We start from the raw sequence: 15,853 nt of genomic DNA, 5'->3' as shown, positions 1-15,853 counted from the left end.
GCCTTCGGCGTAAACTCTCCACACAGGCCCTGTTTTCCGAGCGCCGCTCGGACTCGTCACCCGAACAGTTTATCGCGGTCGGTGTGCCACGGACGGCCGAACCGCCGTGACCGAGACGACAGACGAGACGAGCGCGGACCCCCTCGCGGTCCTCCTCGTCGACGACAACCGCGACTGGCTGACGCTCGTCGTGCAGCGACTCCGCGAGGAGGCCCCCGATTTCGACGTCCGGGAGGCAAACAGCCCCGAGGACGCCCTCGACCGCCTCACCGACGACGTCGAGTGCGTCGTCAGCGACTACTACATGCCCGGGCGGACGGGCATCGAACTGCTTTCCGAGGTCCGAGAGGACCGACCCGACATCCCGTTTCTCCTCTTTACGGGTGCCGGGAACGAGGGGCTCGCCAGCAGCGCGCTGTCGGCCGGCGCGGACGATTACATCGTCAAGACGAGCGTCGACGACAGCGCCACGGCGCTCGCCACGCGGGTCCGAACGGCCGTCGATAAGCACCGAACGGAGCGCGCGCTCGCGGAGAGCGAGGCGCGTTACCGGACGCTCGTCGAGAACGTCCGCGACGCTATCTTCGTCGCCCGGGACGGTGCGGTCGTCCTCGTCAACGAGGCGGCGACGACGCTCACCGGCTACGACCGCGCGGCGCTCACCGGCGGCGACATCGCCGAGACGGTCGTCCACCCCGGCGACCGGGGCCGCGTCTGCGACGCGCTCGACCTGTCGGCCCCGCAGTCGCTCGACATCCGCATCCGCACCCGCGACGGCGAGACCCGACATTGCATCCTCGACATCGACCACGTGGTCGACGACGGCCTGCCCGGGACCATCGGCGTCCTCCGCGACATCACGGCGCAGGTCCACCACCAGCGCCGACTCGAACGCGAGCGCGACACCAAGGAGGCGATGCGAGAGATTCTCGTCCGACACTCCTCGCGCATGGAGGTCGCGGAGGCGTTCTGCGGGTATATCGGGAGCGACCCCGAGACCGCCGTGGCGTGGGTGGGCGAGCGGACCGCGGGCGGCGGTCTCGACCCGCTCGCGGTCGTCGGCGACGAGTCGTATCTCCGGGCCGCGGGCGTCGTCGACGCCGACGCGGTGGCCCGACACGATTCGACCGAACCGAGTCTGACGGCCTTCCGCGAGGGTGCGACGGTCGTCCGCGCCGTCGGGGACGAGCGCGCTCCAGACGATGGGTGGACGGCCGCCGCGGCCGCGGCCGGTATCGAAACCGCGGTCGCAGTCGCGCTTCGGTACGGCGGCGTCGATTACGGCGTCCTCGGCGTGTACAATCGGGGCGCGAACGACGACCGGGAGCGCCGACGGCTCGAAGAACTGGCGGAGACGCTCGGCTACGCCCTCAGCACCGCCGAGAGCCGCGAGGCGCTCGTGGCCGACGAGGTCGTCCGCGTCCGCCTCAGCGTCCGCGACGACGACGCGGGGATTCTGGCGGTCGGCGACGCGCTCGGCCGCGACGCGGAACTCGTCGTCCACACGGTGTTGCCCCGCGGCGACAGCGAGCGCTACTTCGTGACGGTCCGCGGCGCGGACGAGGCCGCCGTGACCGACGCGCTGGCCGGTCTCGACGGCGTGACGCCGGGTGACGTGACCGCTGGAGAGGGAGTCGTCCGGGCGCAGTTCGACACGGTCGCGCCCTCTCTGGGGACGGCTATCGCCGACGCGGGCGGCGTCCTCCACCGCATCGTCGTGGCCGCCGGCGAGGCGACGGTCGTCGTCGACCTCCCCCGGCGGCGACCCGCCGGGCCGTTCGTCGAGGCGCTCGCGGCCGCCTTCGACAGCGTCGTCATGACCGCGCGGCACCACCGGACCGTCGAGTCCGATGTCGGTGCCAGCGTGCTGGCCGGACTCACCGACCGACAGCGCGAGTCGCTCGAAGTCGCGTACCGGACGGGCTACTTCGAGCGTCCGAAGCGCCGGAGCGCCGCCGAGGTCGCCGAGGCTATCGGCGTCTCGCGGTCGACGTTCACTCAACACCTCAGAGCGGCCCAGCGGAAGGTCTTCGCCGAACTGTTCGACGGCGAGCGAGACGGCGCGTAGTCCGGTCGAACCGAGCCGACGCGCCCGGTCGCTCGCTCGTCTCGGAGCCCCTGTGACGAAGGCTATCACGCCGCTCGGTTTTTGCCGGATACCGCATAGTGGTGGTATCGGGTTATTCCCGAGTAATCGAGTAGAGATTACTGAAGGTCACCCCACCCAGAACATCACGGAAGGGAGTGGGTGTACGGTGGGCCGCACGGAGAAATCAATGGCAGAAAAAGTATTCAAACTCACACGACGCCGCGCTCTCGGGGGACTCCTCACGATTGGTGCGGGAAGCGCCGCAGCCGGGGTGGGCACGTTCGCCCTCTTCAACGACACCGAATCGAGCACCGAGAACACGCTCCAGGCGGGGACGCTGAGCCTCGCCGACGGGGCCAGTTCCGCGAGCTTCAGCGCCACGGGCCTCGCGCCCGGCGACGAGACCGACACCTTCGAGGTCGACCTCGAAAACGACGGGACGCTCGACGGGAGCCTCGATATCGACCTCACGCTGACCGAAAACGACAGCGACGACACGGCCGGCGACGACGGCGACGCGGACGCCTCGGTGGCGGACCTCGCGGGCGTCCTCGACGTGACGACGTTCGAAGTCGGGAGCCTCGACGTGCTCGCCGACCGCTTCGGCGGCTCGGCAACCCTCGCGGACGTGGTCGCCAACAACGACGGCGAGGACGACGACTCCAACGTTCGGGACATCGCGCTCGAATCCGGCGAGACCAAGACGTTCTCGTTCGCGCTGGAGATGCAGGAGAGCGCCGGCAACGAGTTCCAAGCCGACGGCCTCGACATCCAGTTCGACTTCGAACTGAACCAGCGGGACAGCCAGTAATCACACTTCGCGTTCGCGGGCGACGCAGACGACGCGACCCGGTCGCATCCGACCGAGTTCACCTCTTTCGTCACGGCCGTCCGGACGCACTCGATGACGCCACTCGATGCCGAAACAGACACCAACGCTGACGCTCACTCGACGCCGCTTCCTCGGCGGACTCTTCACGATTAGCGCCGGAAGCGCCGCCGCGGGCGTCGGCACCTACTCGGCGTTTTCCGACATCGAGCGCGCCGACGCGTCGTTCGGCGTCGGCACGCTCGACCTGACGGTCGATGGCGACGACGAGCGGCTCACGTTCCTCGAAGAGTCCGGCCTCGCGCCCGGCGACAGCGGCACCGCGTCGGTGACGCTCCGTAACCGCGGGTCGCTCACCGGATACCTCGACATCGACGTGCTCGGCGTCACCGACGACGAGAACGGCCAGTCCGAGCCCCCGTCGCAGAACGACCCCCGCGTCGGGGACGGCGAACTCGCGCAGGTGCTCGAAGTCCGCGCGTGGCTCGAAGCCCCCGACGGGTCGAAGACGTTCCTCTGCGGCAGTTCCGACTACGCGACCCTCGATTCGATTTTCGTCGCGGACGAGACGTTCGACCTCGACTACGAACTCGCCTCCGGCGAGTCGGTGGAGTTCTACATCGCGTGGCGACTCCCGTCGAGCGCCGGCAACGAAGTCGCCTCGGACATCGCGGGCGTCGACCTCCGGTTCGCGCTCGACCAGCGGGCCGACAACGACGGCGACGCGACCTGCGAGGTCGACGACGACGGAGACGACGACGATGATGATGATTCATCGTCCGGCTCCGGCGACGCCCGCGACGCGATGGGCGGCTGGGACTGGGCGACACTCGCCCGCTACGGCGAGCCCTACGACGGCTTCGCGTACGGCAACTCGGAGCCAGAGAACTACGAAGTCGCGGTGCTGAAGCGCTCCGGAAGCTCCGAGACTCGCCTCCACAAGCAGAACAACGACTGGCAACACGGGTGGTGGTCGGGCCGAACCGAGTCGTTCCGCGTCGATTTCGACGGCAGTAAGGTGACGATGACCGTCGGCGACACCGAGTACCCGGACAAACACGGGTGGAAGGGACAGGGCGTCGGCGCGAACGACGTGGTCGCGCTCGGCGTCACGGTTTCCGCCTCGGCCGCCGGGTCGTCGGTCGCCGTTTCGGACCTCGAACTCACCGCCGACGGCCGGACGAGCACGCTCGCCGACGTCTCGGTCGACGCGACCGGGACGAACCACGTCCGCATCGCCCGCGAGATAGACGGGTCGTTCTCGCTCACCGGCAAACTCCGGTTCTCGTGGCACCACTACTCGCACGCCGACCCCGACGACCTCGTGATGCGCGTCGACGTCAAGACGGACAACGGCCACCATCACCACACCAACAGCGCCGAAGACGACGTCGACGCGGCCGAAGCCGACACGGACGAACGCGAGCGGGGCGAGAAATCCGACGAGGGCGACGAAACCACCGAAGCAGGCGGAGACGACGAGCGTAACACGGAGCACAAAGACGCAGACGAGGCTGACGAGAGCGAAGCAGGTGGCGACGCTGAGAACAGTCGCACGACCGAAAAAGCGGACGGCGAGGCTGACCAGAGCGGTACGGTCACCGAAGCAGGCGGAGACGAGGAGAAGACCGACGAACGTAGCACGGAGACCGAAGTCGCCGATAGCGATGACAACGACAGTGAGCAGACGATGACGACGGAGACGACGGAAACGACGGAGACGACTGACCGATGAACTGGTCCCGTCTCGCCGCGGCGGCCCGCGTCCTCGGCGGCGTCGTCCTCCTCGTCGCCGTCGCGCTCGTCGTCGTGCTCGCCGCGCCGCAGGCTTTCGGTGCCGAGGCCAGTTACACCGTTCTCTCTGGGAGCATGTCGCCGACGTTCGACGCCGGCGACGTGGTGGTCGTCCGCGACGTTCCGCCCGCGGACATCTCGGAGGGCGACATCATCACCTACCGGGAGGCCGGAAGCACCATCACCGACGAGCGGACCGACCGCGTGACCCACCGGGTCGTCGCGGTGGACCGAAGCGGCGATAGCCCGGTGTTCCGGACGAAGGGCGACGCCAACGAGGACGTCGATTCGGACCCCGTCGCCGCTGACCGCGTCGTCGGCCGCGTCTGGTTCCACGTGCCGTACCTCGGCCTCGCCTCGCAGTTCGCGCAGTCGCGACTCGGGTTGGTCCTGTTCGTCATCCTCCCCGGCGCGCTCCTCGTCGTGACCGAACTCTACTCGCTGTACACCGACGCGCTCGTCGAGGTCGACCCCGACGAGTCTGACGGTATCGACGCCGGCTACGTCAGCGCCTCGGACGGCGGCGTCACGCTCTACCCGGAGCGAACCGGCGTCCGTCTCTCGGACCCCGTCGCAGTCGTCGAACGGTCCTCCTCGTCTTCCGCCTCCGACCCCGTCCCCTCCGATTCGACCGATGGCATGGAGTGGGTGACCGCGCCCGCCGACCGCGACGCGGCGGCGACGACCGACGAGTCCTCCGAGGACGGGCGGTGATGTTCCCGTGAGCGGCCCGGACGGCGCGGACGCGCTCGACTGGTCGCCGGAGCAATCCCCCGAACTGATACTCGCCGACGCGGCGCGGTGCCGCCGCCTCGTCGACGAGGAAGCGGACGACCGCGACGCAGACGACTTCGACGAGGTCGACTTCGAGCGTCTCGAACGGGGCGACCGCGTGCTCTGTCTCCCCGGCGAGCGCCTCCCCGTCTACGGCGTCGTGCGAGAAATCCGGCGCTGGGACCCGCAGTCGGCGTCGTTCGTCGATGACGCCGACCCAACGACCGTCGAGCGCGCCTCGACTGACGAGGACGGCGAACCGCGTACCGACGAGCGCTCGGTCGATGTCGGCGACGAGGTCGAACCCGGCGACCGGCCCACCGAGACGGCGCTGGTGGTCGAGTACCGCCCGCCGCGGGCGGGTCTGCTCCCGATTCCCCTGTCGCTCGCCTCGCTCTTTTCGGCGAAACTCCTCGGCACGCTCTCGCCGCGACTCTCGCACGTCGCCGGCCGGCTGGTCATCGTCTTCGTCGTCATCGGCATCGTGCTGGTCGGAACCGGTTTGGCCGCTCCCGGGAGCATCGACCGCTTCCTCGACGACACCGGCATCAACGACGTTCTCTCCGACCTCAGGGGCGACGGCGACCCCGAACCGTCGCCGCCGGAGGTCACCGTGACGCCGCCTCCACCGAACCCGGATGACCCACCGGACGAGACGAACGAGTCCGACGACACACCGACACCGACACCGACGCCGACAGCGACTGCGACGCCGACGCCGACGCCGGCTACGACGACAGACACCGATTCGACGGAGACGCCGACTCGGACATCGGCACCGGCCTCGACGCCCACGCCGACGAGCACGCCCAACACCCCCGAGCCGACCACTACGGCGCGCTCGTCCGGTGGTGGCGGTGGTGGTGGAACCGGTGGCGGTAGCTCCGGCGGTGACAGCCAAACGACGACGACGACCACGGCCGCATCGTCACCCGCGCCCGACCCGACGCTGACGGTCGAAGCCGCCGACCCGCCGACGGTCCGAAGCGCCGACGGGACGGTCGGAACGCTCAGCGGCCCCGTGACCGGGACGCTCTCGTGGTCCGGCGCGGTCGACAGCGTGGTTCTCGTGGTGAACACGTGGGCACCGGACGACGGCTGGCAGGAGGAGCGCCGCGTCACGCTCCGGGAGTCGAGTCCGGTTGACATCGCCACCGCGCTCGGTTCCGACGTGACCTACGCCGACGGTGACCGCACCGACGGCTTCGCCGCCACCGACGACGGCGAGACGACTGTCACGACGGGCTACGTCTCCGTGACCGCGGTGTTCTTCCGCGACTCGACCGAGGTCGCCCGAACCGAGGAGACCGCGTCGTTCGACGTGACCGTGGAGAACACCGCCGGGAGCGCCCCGGAAGGCGTCGACCTCGAACTCGGGTCCGGCGGGGCCGGCGTCTCGCTCCTCGACACGCAGTCGGTCGCGCCCGGCTCCGCGGGCAACTCGACGGGGACGCTCACCAACCGCGGGCGCGACCCCGGCGTGTTGACGCTGGATTCGATGCCGTTCGAGTCCGCCGAAAACGGTCGTTCCGGTCCCGAACTGTCGGTCGATTCGACCGGCGGAGCCGACGAGGGCGAACTCCACGAGGCGCTCGCCGTCCGGCTTCGCGTCGAGCGGGCGAACGGGACGAGTACCTACGTGCTCGGCGACGAGACGACGTATCTCGACTTCGCCGACGTGTGGAACGAGTCCGTCTCGCTCGGCCGACTCGACGGCGGGGAGTCGCTGTCGCTCGTCGTCGAGTGGCGGATTCGGGAGTCGGCGGGCAACGAGATACAGACCGACAGCGTCGACGTGGAGTTCGTCTTCACGCTCGAACAGGTCACCGACTGAGCGCTCTGCGGCCCGTTTTTCCGCCGCTCACCCGACGAAGAGCCGGAGGTTGAACGCCGTGGCGAACGCCCCGATGACGGAGAGCGTGACCGGCGGGAGGTAGTACAGTACTTTATCGCCCACGCGAGCGCCGTAGACGCAGATTCCGAGACAGAGGAAGAAGACCGCGAGCTTCGGGAGGACGAGCCCCCACCGCCCGAGGGCGTCCGTGCTCGCCACGAGGAGGGCGTTCGCCTCGTCGAACCGGCGCTCGTAGTAGAGGATGGTGAGCGTCGTGACGATGTCGCCGACGCCGTAGGTCGAGAGCGCGATGAGCCAGAGGAGTGAGAACTCTCTCGCTTCGAAGGGGGTGTCTTCGAGCCGGAGATGACGTAGGCGTGACACACCCTACGTTTCGGGGTCCGGAATATGAATTATCCGGGCCGGCGGACTGTCGCGGAAGCCGACGCGTCAGACGAGGCCGACGCCCTCGGCAAGCAGTTCGTGCGAGCGGAGGCCGTCTTCGTGGTCGCCGACGACGTGCTGAATCATCATCTCGTCGGCCCCGACGCGCTCCGCGAGCTGGTCCAACAGTCCCGAAATCGTCTCGGGACTGCCGGAAATCGCCCGCGGCCACTCCTTCGCCCCGAGGGTCGCGGGCGTGGGCTCGGGAACCCCGCCGAGTTCGTCAATCGCCTCCTCGACGGTCGGTCTCGTGCCGACCTCGCCGCGGCGCATCCGCTTGTACGTCGCCTCGGCCACCGCGCGGAGTCGCGCCGCCTCCTCGTCGGTCTCGGCGCAGACGGCGTTCACCGCGACCATGCCGTGGGGTTCGTCGATGCCGCCGGCCAGCGGCGACGGCTGGAAGCTCTCGCGGTACTCCTCGAAGGAGTGGACGGCGAACTGCGGTCTGATGAAGCCCGCGAAGCAGTAGGGCAACCCGAGTTCGCCCGCGATAGTCGCGCTCGACGGACTCGACCCGAGCACCCACGGGACCGGTGGGTCGCCGCCGCCCCGCGGGATTTCGAGGTCGGCGTAGGGGTGTTCGTCGGGGTAGTCGTCGTAGAGGTGGTTGACGACGGCCTCGACCTTCTCGGCGTGGTCGCCGTCGGGGTCCTCGACGTGTCGGTCCGTCCCGAGCGCCTGGTCCGACGCGGGCGACCCGTTCGCCCGGCCGAGGCCGGCGTCGATGCGACCGGGTGCGAGTCCGTCGAGCGCGCCGAACTGTTCTGCGACCTTGAACGGGCTGTAGTGGTTGAGCAGTACCGCGCCGGAACCGAGTCGAATCGAGTCCGTCTCCGCGGCGAGGTGGCCGAGCAACACCTCGGGCGTCGTCCCCGCGAGGGTGCTCGCCATGCCGTGGTGCTCGGCGACCCAGAAGCGCGAGTAACCCAGTCGCTCGGCTTGCTTGGCGGCTTCGACGGTGTTCGCGTACGCGTCGGTCGCGGTCCCGCCTTGGGGAACCGGAGAGAGGTCGACGACGGAGAGTTCCATGCCCCCCGCTCCGAGACTGCGAGGAATAACGGTTGGGCTCCCAGCAGACGCGTACTGTTCCTGCGGTTTCCAAAACAGATAGTATTGTTATAATCTAACTTTACTATAATCTAAGCAATTCAAATAACCTGAATAATCTAAATAGCTTGTGTTTCTTCTGCTCATATCTGCTGTACTGAACGAATATGCCAACCGGAACCGAAATCCAATTCTTTTCTCTCGCTCTAATGGATCTTTGTATTGCTCAATTTATACACTATTGTGTCTGTTCTTTCTCGCCGGCGTACACAGTATCCGTGCCCGAGGTCCACAAAAAATTTTTACGGGCCCTATTCGATAGTTCGATAGAGGTTCCCATGCCAAGAGCCGTGTTCGACAGCGCCGAGTACGACAGACGCATCGCCCGGACGAAAGAGCGGATGGCCGAGCGGGGACTGGACGCGCTCTTCGTGAGCGACCCCGCGAACATGAACTATCTCACCGGCTACGACGGCTGGTCGTTCTACGTCCATCAGGGCGTCGTGGTCACGCGGGACCGCGACGAACCCGTGTGGGTCGGCCGCGACATGGACGCCAACGGCGCGCGCGCGACAACCACGTTGAGCGAGGAGAGCATTCGGCCGTACAGCGACGACCACGTCCAGTCGCCGCACGACCTCCACCCGATGGACTTCGTCGCGGCCGTGCTGGAGGACCTCGGCGTCGACGACGCCCGTGTCGGCCTCGAGATGGACGCGTACTACTTCACCGCGAAGTCCTACACGCGCCTGCAAAAGAACCTCCCCGAGGCGAGTTTCGAGGACACGACGCTCCTCGTGAACCGCGTGCGCATCAAGAAGTCCGACGCCGAACTCGACTACATGCGCGAGGCCGCCCGCATCTCCGAGAACGCGATGCAGGCCGGCCTCGACGTTATCGAGGAGGGCGTCCCCGAGTACGAGGCCGCCGAGGCCATCTACTCGGCGCTCATCGAGGGCACCGACGACTACGGCGGCGACTACCCGTCTATCGTCCCGCTGATGCCCTCGGGCGACCACACCGGCACGCCGCACCTCACGTGGACCGACCGCGAGTTCGAGGACGGCGACCCGGTCATCATCGAACTCTCGGGCTGTCGACACCGCTACCACTCGCCGCTCGCGCGGACGACGTTCGTCGGCGACCCGCCCGAAGAGCTGTCCCGGCGGGCAGACATCGTCGTCGAGGGGATGGAAGCCGCGCTCGACGCGGTCGAACCCGGCGTGACCTGCGAGGCCGTCGAGAAGGCGTGGCGCGACACCATCGCCGAGTACGGCATCGAGAAGAAAGACCGCATCGGCTACTCGATGGGGCTGGGCTACCCGCCGGACTGGGGCGAACACACGGCGAGCCTCCGCCCAGGCGACGAGACCGTCCTCGAAGAGAACATGACGTTCCACACCATCCCCGGCCTCTGGTTCGACGACTTCGGCGTCGAACTCAGCGAGACGTTCGTCGTCACGTCCGACGGGGCGGAGCCGCTGGCCGACTTCCCCCGCCGGCTATTCACAACCTAATTATGACTCCGGGTCACAGCCCTCATATGATGAACGAAGATGGCAAAAATCGAAACGGCGAGGCGGTCACCGACGGCGGGTCGGGGTCCGAACCCGAGACGGCGCTGGCGACGGCGCGCAGGCAACTCGAACGTGCGGCGAGTCACGCCGACGTGGACGACGGCGTCGTCGCGCGTCTGAAGCACCCGACCCGAGTCCAGCAGGTGTCGGTTCCGCTCCGCCGCGACGACGGCTCCCTCGACGTGTTCACGGGCTTCCGCGCCCAGCACGACGACGTGCGCGGGCCGTACAAAGGCGGTCTCCGCTACCACCCGGAAGTGACCGCCGACGAGTGCATCGGGCTCTCGATGTGGATGACGTGGAAGTGCGCCGTGATGGACCTGCCCTTCGGCGGCGGCAAGGGCGGCGTCGCGGTGGACCCGAAGACACTCTCCGACGAGGAGCGCGAGCGACTCACGCGCCGCTTCGCCGAGGAGATTCGCAACGTCGTCGGACCGAAGAAAGACGTTCCCGCGCCCGACATGGGCACCGGTCCGCAGGAGATGGCGTGGTTCATGGACGCCTACTCGATGCAGCAGGGCGAGACGACGCCCGGCGTCGTGACGGGCAAGCCGCCGGTCATCGGCGGGTCGTACGGCCGCGAGGAGGCCCCCGGTCGCTCCGTCGCCATCGTCACCCGCGAAGCCATCGACTTCTACGACTGGGACATCGAAGACACCACCGTCGCGGTCCAGGGGTTCGGTTCCGTCGGTGCGAACGCCGCCCGCCTCCTCGACGAGTGGGGCGCAAAGGTGGTCGCCGTCTCCGACGTGGACGGGGCCATCTACGACCCCGACGGCCTCGACACGCAGGACGTCGAGGGCCACGACGAGCGCCCCGGCATGGTGTCGGGCTACGACGCCCCCGAGTCGCTCTCGAACGAGGAACTGCTCGAACTCGACGTGGACGTGCTCATCCCGGCGGCCATCGGGAACGTCATTACGACCGAGAACGTCGATGCCATCTCGGCGGACATGGTCGTCGAGGGCGCGAACGGGCCGACGACGTTCGCGGCCGACGCCGTCCTCGAAGAGCGCGGGATTCCGGTCGTCCCCGACATCCTCGCCAACGCCGGCGGCGTCACCGTCTCGTACTTCGAGTGGCTGCAGGACATCAACCGCCGTCAGTGGTCGCTCGAACGCGTCCACGAGGAACTCGAAGCGGAGATGCTCAAGGCGTGGAACGCGGTCCGCGAACACGTCGAAGAACGCGACCTGACGTGGCGCGACGCGGCGTACGTCGTCGCGCTCTCTCGCATCGGCGGCGCGAAGGAGACGCGGGGCCTCTGGCCCTGAGTCGCTGAGCGTCGGGCGAAATTCGAAGCGACCCGCGGTTCTTTTTCGGCGCGCTTCTCAGTCAGCGACCGCTTCGGCGACCTTCTCTATCGGGTGCGGCGGGTCGTCGGCCGCGCCGTCCATGTCCTCCAGTTGCGTCCGACAGGACGCGCCGGGCGCGACGACGGTATCGCCGCGGCTTTCACCGAGTTGGTCGGACAGGATGCCGCCGATGGCCTTCGACAGCGAGTGGTGTTCGGCCTCGTAGCCGAAGCTCCCGGCCATGCCGCAACAGCCGGAGTCGAGCGGGTCCACGTCGTAGCCGGCGCGCCGGAGGACGCCCACCGCGTGGTGGTCCTTGCGCGTCGCCTTCTGGTGGCAGTGACCGTGGTACGTCAGCGTCTCGTCGCCCGTCGACGCTGCGGCGTCGAGGTCCTCCACGAGACGCTTCGCGTCGAGGTACTCCATGATGCCGTAGGTCTCGGCGGCGACAGTCTCGGCCGCGTCGCTCGAAAGTAGGTCGAGGTAGTCCGACTGGAGCATGACCGCGTCGGAGGGCTCGACGAGGACGACGCTCCAGCCGGCTTCGACGCGGGGCGCGAGCGCGTCGACGTTCGTCTCGGCACGCGAACGCGAGCGGTCGAGGAAGCCCTTCGAGTGGGCCGGGCGGCCGGTGGCGGTCACGTCGTCCGGAACCGCGACGTGGACGCCGGCGGCTTCGAGGACCCGGACCGCGGCCTTCCCCGCGTCGGGATGGTTGTAGTTGGTGTAGCTGTCCGGGAACAGAAGCACCTTGTCGGTCGCCTCGGCCTCGGGGACGCGAGCGCCGCCCCGCGCCTCGAACCAGTCTTCCAGCGATTCGCGGTGGAACGTCGGGAGCGACCGTTCCTTTGCGATGCCGACGGTCTTCTCCATGACCGTCCGCGCGCCCGGAATCTTCGCCGCCCAGTTCGAAAGCGGAGCGAGCCGCGACCCCAGTTCGTTCAGCCGGTCCACCTCGGCGAACAGGTGGTCCCGGAGGCTCGCGCCGTGAGACTCGTGGTGGGCGTGTTCGACCTCGGCTTTGAGCTTCGCCATGTCGACCTCGCTGGGGCAGTCGCGGGCACAGCCCTTACAGCCGACACAGAGGTCCAGCACCTCGCGCATGAACTCGGTGTCCGTCGCGTCGGCGTCGAGGTCGCCGCTCATCGCCTGTCTGAGCATGTTCGCGCGACCGCGGGTGGACAGCCCCTCTTCTTCCGTGGCGCGGTAGGTCGGACACATCACGCCGCCGGTGGTCGATTGGTCGCCCCGACAGCCGCCACAGCCGTGGCAGAGTTCCGCCATCCCCTGAAAGCCGTTTTCCGTGTCCCAGTTGAGTTCCGGGTCGAATCCGGCGTCGAACTCGTAGTCGGGGTCGAATCTGAGGTTCTCGGTCATCGACACGTCGCCGCAGACCTGCCCCGGGTTCAGGAGCCAGTCGGGGTCGAACGCGGTCTTGAGGTCGCGGAAGGCGTTCCAGAGACGGTCGCCGTACAGTTTGCGGTTCCACTGGGTCCGCGCGCGGCCGTCGCCGTGTTCGCCCGACACCGACCCGCCGGCCTCGACGACGAAGTCGGTCACCTCGTCGGCGATGGTCTCGAACGAGTCGAGGCCGTCGAGCGTCTTCGTGTTGACGAGCGGGCGGACGTGCAGCACGCCCGGCCCCGCGTGGGCGTAGAAACTCGTGTTGGCGTCGTGGTCGTCGATGACCTCGCGGAACCGCTCGACGTACCCCGGGAGTTCGTCGGCCGGGACGGCGCAGTCCTCGATGAAGGAGATGTGCTTCTCGTCGGTCGTCCGCGAGAGCAGGATGGGCGCGGCGGCCTTGCGCATCTCCCAGAGCCCCGCGCGGGCCGCCTCGTCGTGAGCTTCCAGCGCGTCGAACGCGCGGGCGTCGTCGGCGACGCCGACGCCCTCGGACGGCGTCGCCTCCGGCGTCACCGAGGGCGCGCGAGCCGTCAGCAGGTCGGCGACCTTCCGCCGGCCGTCCGCGTCGGAGTCGGCGTAGAACTCGACCAGCAGGGCCGCGCGGGTTCCGTCGGGAAGCGACGCGGCCACGTCGTGGAACTCCGCGGTGTCGAGCGCGAGGTCGATGAGCACGTCGTCGATGAGTTCGACCGCCGCCGGGTCGTGGTCGAGGATGGGGGCCACGTCGGCGGCGGCGTCGAACACGTCCTCGTAGGTGAGGAGCGCGACCGCCTTCGTCTCCGGGAGCGGTTCGAGCGAGACGGTCGCCTCGGTCACGACGGCGAGGGTGCCCTCGCTGCCGGCGAGCAGGCGCGCGAGGTTCACGGTCCCCGACTCGCAGTCCGGGTCGGTGCCGGTTCCGTCGGCCAGCGGGCGCTCCCCGCGGGCCTCATCGACCAGCGCGTCGAGGTTGTAGCCGGAGACGTTGCGTTTGAGGTCCGGGTAGCGGGCGTCTATCTCCTCGCGCTCCTCGTCGAGCACGCGGACGACCTCGGCGTAGATTCGGGGGAGAAGCGGACTGGCCGGGCCGTCGGCTCCCCACGCGTCGCTCTCGGGGTCGGCTTTCTCCCGGAGTTCGTCCACGCGCACCTCGCCGAAGCGGTGGACGCTCCCGTCGGCGAGGACGACCTCGCACTCCTCGACGTAGTAGTCGGTCTTGCCGTACTTCAGCGAGTGCGCGCCCGTGGAGTTGTTGCCGATAGCTCCTCCGAGGACGCTCCGGTCGCCCGCGGCTGGGTCCGGGCCGAACGTGAGTCCGTGGTCGGCCGCGGCGGTATTGAGGTCCGCGAGCGTGACCCCGGCCTGTGCGGTCGCCGTCGCCGCCTCGGCGTCCACCGATTCGACCCCGTCCATGTGCCGCGAGAGGTCGAGGACGACCGCCTCGTTGACGGCCTGTCCGGCGAGACTCGTGCCGCCGCCGCGCGGGAGGACGGGAATCTCGCGCTCGGCGCAGTACTCCACGACGGCCGCCACGTCGGCGGTCGAAGTCGGCATGACGACGCCGACGGGGAGCACTTCGTACGCCGAGGCGTCGGTCGCGTACAGCTGTCGGGTGTACTCGTCGAACCGCACGTCGCCGTCGACGAGGCGGTCGAGGTCAGAGACGAGCGCCTCGCGGTCGGTGTCGCCGCCGACGTAGTCGTAGTCGGCGCGCGGGTCGTCGCTGGGGCCGGCGTTCGGGTCTGCCTGCCGGTCGCCGCGAGGGTCGTCGGGGCGTTCCTGCGTCGCCATCGGGTGTCAGTTCGACTCGGCGGCCAGCACTTGGTTCTCCAGCTCCTCGCCCTCGTCGAGCCGCCCGAGGTTCCCGGCGACGACGTCGGCGAGACGGTCCCAGTGTTTCGGCGTGTGCCCGCCCGTGTGGGGCGTGATGAGGCAGTTCTCCAGCCCCCACAGCGGGTGGTCCGCGGGGAGCGGTTCGGGGTCGGTCACGTCCAGCGCGGCCCCGCGAATCTTGTTCGACCGCAGCGCCGACACGAGCGCGTCGGTATCGACGATGCCGCCGCGGGCGGCGTTGACGAGCACCGCGTCGGTCGGCATCGTGGCGAACTCCGCGTCGCCGATGAGCCCGCGGGTCAGGTCGTTCAGCGGGCACGCGACCACGACGTACTCGCTCCGGGAGAGCGCGTCGTGAATCGCGTCGGATTCGAAGCCGGCGACTTCGTCGGTCGGGCCGCCCTTCGACGGGGTGTAGCGGATGCCGATCGTCTCGACTTCGAAGCCCTGCAACCGCTGGGCGACGGCCTGCCCGATGGAGCCGAGGCCGATAATCGTCACCGTGCTGTCGGTGAACTCGCCCGATTGGAAGTGCCGCCACTCGGCGCGCTCCTTGCGCCGCCAGCCCTCGTGGAGGCGGCGAGCGAACACGAGCATGTTACCGATGGCCTGCTCGGCGATGCCCGGCGCGTGGATGCCGCCGGCGTTGGTGACGGCGACGCCGTGTTCCGCGAGCGCGTCCATCGGGACGTGGTCGGTCCCGGCGAACGTGCAGGCGAACAGTTCGAGTCGGTCGGCGCGGTCCAGCAGGTCCTCGTCTATCGTGATGCCCGTGACGACGCGGGCGTCGGCGACGAGTTCGCGTTCCTGTTTCGGCGTCCGGGCGAGCGTCACGGTCCGGTCCGGGAGGCGCTCGCGGAGCGCGTTCGCGTACGATTCCATCGAAAGGCCCTCGGTCCCCTCGCGGAGGACGACGATGTCTGTCTCGGTCATGGTGATAGGTCGCGCGCG

The 15,853-nt window shown here is 68.7% G+C and carries 11 protein-coding genes; 7 read left to right on the top strand and 4 right to left on the bottom strand.

What is annotated here, in order from left to right; all coding sequences use genetic code 11:
* The first annotated feature begins 106 nt into the window (after positions 1-106).
* The 5 genes from AUR65_RS17150 (at position 107) to AUR65_RS17130 (ending at position 7,320) form a co-directional block, all read left to right on the top strand.
* Positions 107-2,068 (top strand): helix-turn-helix domain-containing protein, encoded by a 1,962-nt coding sequence (locus tag AUR65_RS17150; protein ID WP_058568108.1) that lies wholly within the window; start codon positions 107-109, stop codon positions 2,066-2,068.
* 208 nt (positions 2,069-2,276) lie between these two features.
* Positions 2,277-2,900, top strand: a complete 624-nt coding sequence (locus AUR65_RS17145; protein WP_058568107.1) for a TasA family protein — start codon at positions 2,277-2,279, stop codon at positions 2,898-2,900.
* A 106-nt stretch (positions 2,901-3,006) separates the two neighbouring features.
* The gene (locus tag AUR65_RS17140) at positions 3,007-4,653 is read left to right on the top strand and encodes a TasA family protein (protein WP_058568106.1); all 1,647 of its coding nucleotides are present in this window, start codon (positions 3,007-3,009) and stop codon (positions 4,651-4,653) included.
* A complete protein-coding gene (locus tag AUR65_RS17135; protein ID WP_058568105.1) occupies positions 4,650-5,426 on the top strand; it encodes a signal peptidase I in 777 nt (258 codons plus the stop codon). Before AUR65_RS17140 ends, AUR65_RS17135 begins: the two co-directional genes overlap by 4 nt.
* A gap of 7 nt (positions 5,427-5,433) precedes the next feature.
* Positions 5,434-7,320 (top strand): hypothetical protein, encoded by a 1,887-nt coding sequence (locus AUR65_RS17130; RefSeq protein ID WP_058568104.1) that lies wholly within the window; start codon positions 5,434-5,436, stop codon positions 7,318-7,320.
* 27 nt (positions 7,321-7,347) lie between these two features.
* Here the strand turns inward: AUR65_RS17130 and AUR65_RS17125 are convergent, their stop codons facing one another.
* Together AUR65_RS17125 and AUR65_RS17120 are read right to left on the bottom strand one after the other, a co-directional pair.
* A complete protein-coding gene (locus AUR65_RS17125; RefSeq protein WP_058568103.1) occupies positions 7,348-7,704 on the bottom strand; it encodes a hypothetical protein in 357 nt (118 codons plus the stop codon).
* 66 nt (positions 7,705-7,770) lie between these two features.
* Positions 7,771-8,793: an LLM class flavin-dependent oxidoreductase gene (locus tag AUR65_RS17120; protein WP_058568102.1), complete on the bottom strand. Its 1,023-nt coding sequence runs from the start codon at positions 8,791-8,793 to the stop codon at positions 7,771-7,773.
* A gap of 356 nt (positions 8,794-9,149) precedes the next feature.
* Between AUR65_RS17120 and AUR65_RS17115 the strand changes: the two genes are divergently transcribed.
* Positions 9,150-10,328 carry a M24 family metallopeptidase gene (locus tag AUR65_RS17115; RefSeq protein WP_058568101.1) on the top strand — a complete coding sequence of 393 codons (1,179 nt, stop codon included), beginning with the start codon at positions 9,150-9,152 and terminating at the stop codon, positions 10,326-10,328.
* A 26-nt stretch (positions 10,329-10,354) separates the two neighbouring features.
* A complete protein-coding gene (gene gdhB, locus AUR65_RS17110; protein WP_058568100.1) occupies positions 10,355-11,662 on the top strand; it encodes a glutamate dehydrogenase GdhB in 1,308 nt (435 codons plus the stop codon).
* Between the two features lie 57 nt (positions 11,663-11,719).
* Here the strand turns inward: gdhB and AUR65_RS17105 are convergent, their stop codons facing one another.
* Together AUR65_RS17105 and AUR65_RS17100 are read right to left on the bottom strand one after the other, a co-directional pair.
* Entirely contained in the window at positions 11,720-14,860 is a 3,141-nt protein-coding gene (locus AUR65_RS17105) for an FAD-binding and (Fe-S)-binding domain-containing protein (protein ID WP_058568099.1), read from the bottom strand.
* 6 nt (positions 14,861-14,866) lie between these two features.
* Positions 14,867-15,835: a D-2-hydroxyacid dehydrogenase gene (locus AUR65_RS17100; protein ID WP_058568098.1), complete on the bottom strand. Its 969-nt coding sequence runs from the start codon at positions 15,833-15,835 to the stop codon at positions 14,867-14,869.
* Between the last annotated feature and the right edge of the window lie 18 nt (positions 15,836-15,853).

The sequence above is a fragment of the Haloferax marisrubri genome, assembly GCF_001469875.2.
Taxonomy (GTDB): Archaea; Halobacteriota; Halobacteria; order Halobacteriales; family Haloferacaceae; genus Haloferax; species Haloferax marisrubri.
The sequence above is the reverse complement of the archived record's forward strand: the minus strand, read 5'-3'. Positions and strand labels throughout refer to the sequence as shown.